Source organism: Streptococcus sp., from assembly GCF_019414905.1.
GTDB lineage: Bacteria > Bacillota > Bacilli > Lactobacillales > Streptococcaceae > Streptococcus.
Window position 1 is genome coordinate 1 of record NZ_DXLC01000271.1, and the last position, 1,887, is coordinate 1,887.

At 38.6% G+C, this 1,887-nt stretch carries 2 protein-coding genes and 1 pseudogene; all 3 read right to left on the reverse strand.

What is annotated here, in order from left to right:
• A pseudogene (locus tag QZ359_RS08295) lies at positions 1-502 on the reverse strand (choline kinase); the annotation flags it as partial.
• A gap of 16 nt (positions 503-518) precedes the next feature.
• A complete protein-coding gene (locus tag QZ359_RS08300; RefSeq protein WP_203176496.1) occupies positions 519-1,541 on the reverse strand; it encodes a ribitol-5-phosphate dehydrogenase in 1,023 nt (340 codons plus the stop codon).
• Between the two features lie 4 nt (positions 1,542-1,545).
• Positions 1,546-1,887: D-ribitol-5-phosphate cytidylyltransferase (locus QZ359_RS08305; protein ID WP_293965617.1), on the reverse strand; the 342-nt coding region annotated here is incomplete at its 5' end.

Here is a 1,887-nt window from a genome sequence, read left to right on the forward strand (position 1 = left end):
CACCTAAGTCAGCCAGTCTTTTCTCTAAGGAGAAGACTTCTTCTCGAACAGCTTCATAGTTGACATAAGGGATTTTCTCTTCAATCAAGGATTCGTATTTTTTGATTTCTTCAAAAGGAGCAAATTCTCCCCTTAATTCCTTACCAGAAGCATGAATCGTTTGTAATATTGGAGCAATTTTATCAAATTTGGTCTTGATTGACGTTGAATCAAGCGTAATCGCAGATTCGATATACTCATTTACTTTGATACCAGCTTCAATATCAAAAAGATAATTTTTTACATCTAGGTCTAAATCCTTTAGCAGTTCAAGATTGTACTTTTCATCTTGACGATTGATAAGCTTTTCTGTCCCTTTACCAAAGAATTTAACAATGTATTGCTTATTTGTTGTTTTGACCAAATAGTTTTGATTGGTCATTCCCCCCAATTGTTCAACACTGAGGACTTCCTCTTCTTGACTAAGTCGGGAAGAAATTTTTTCTTTAATGATTTTCTCCACAATTAACCTCCAGCACTTATACTTCCCACTTAAACACGGTTTTAAAGGCTGTGTTTAAATCGGTTGCAAAGACACGGTGAATATCTTTAATTTCTCTTACAGGTTCTTCTAGATAAAGGATATTTTTAAGACGATTGGCGAATTTCTTGACTTCCATCATTTGGATTGCATTTTCAAAATCAATGCGACCAGAACGAGAGGAACCAACCAAGAGCAAGCCTTTTTCTAAGGCATCGCGTGTATTGAGATTGACTTTATACTCGCTAACACCCATCATGAGAATCGTTCCCTGAGGACGAATATAGCGAATCAAGTCATTAATGGCTGGTCCAGTACCATCACCACCACAACACTCAAAAGCATGGTCAAAGGTCAAATCTTCAGGAATATTATCAGTAATATGGCATTCTTTGGCAAATGAGAAAAGTTCCAATTTTTCCCAATGACGACCAATAACCACAATCTCTGCTTCTGGCAAAGTATAGTTGATAATATTGGCAACCACAAATGCTAAACTTCCATCTCCGATAACGGCGATTCGGTCCCGCTTGCTATGAGCGAGGGTCAATAGACGATTCATAGCGTGCATGCCGACACTGACAAACTCTGTAATCGCTGCAACCGTGTCTTCAATGGCATCATAAGCCACCACACGATCTTTAGGGAGAGAAACAAACTCTCTCATAAAGCCATCAAAACCACTAGACAAGAAATGGGTCCCTGTCATGTAGTTCTCATAGAATTCTTCATCACTCTGCATAGGAGGCTGATTTGGAATCATGACAACTTTTTGACCAACCTCATAGGTTCCCGTCGGGTCAGAAATAACGGTTCCACATGACTCGTGAATCATCGCCATTGGAAGCTTTTTATTCAAAATCTTAGGATCACGTTTTCCTTGGTAGTAACGCTGATCCGCATGACAGACCGCCATATAATTAGGGCGGATGAGGATATGATTCTCTTGGTCAATAGCCTCTTCCTGATATTTGACATTGATAAACTTAGGCTTAGTTAGTTGATAAATTTGATTAATCATTTTACTAGTCTTTCTCAATCATACTTTTTGCAATCTTCAAATCTGTTACGGTTGTGATTTTAAGATTTGAATATTCACCCTTGGCCAAGGCCACATCTTTTCCTTTAATGACAAATATTTTACATGCATCTGTCAAGATTTCCTTCTCTTCAGCAGAGAGAGAACCGTAAAGGTCCATGAAGTCCTTGCAACGGAATGTTTGAGGTGTTTGTCCTTGATAAAGGTGAGCACGATTTGGAATATCTGTAATGAATTGACCATTGGTACTTTCAACGATAGTATCAACCGCTTCTACCACTGTGTCCACTGCGTCATGATTTTGGGCAAGTTGGATATTGTCCTGAAT

Bases quoted from the DNA above. Each gene is read 5' to 3' on its own strand.
- QZ359_RS08300 (WP_203176496.1), bottom strand. From the start codon at position 1,541: ATGATTAATCAAATTTATCAACTAACTAAGCCTAAGTTTATCAATGTC.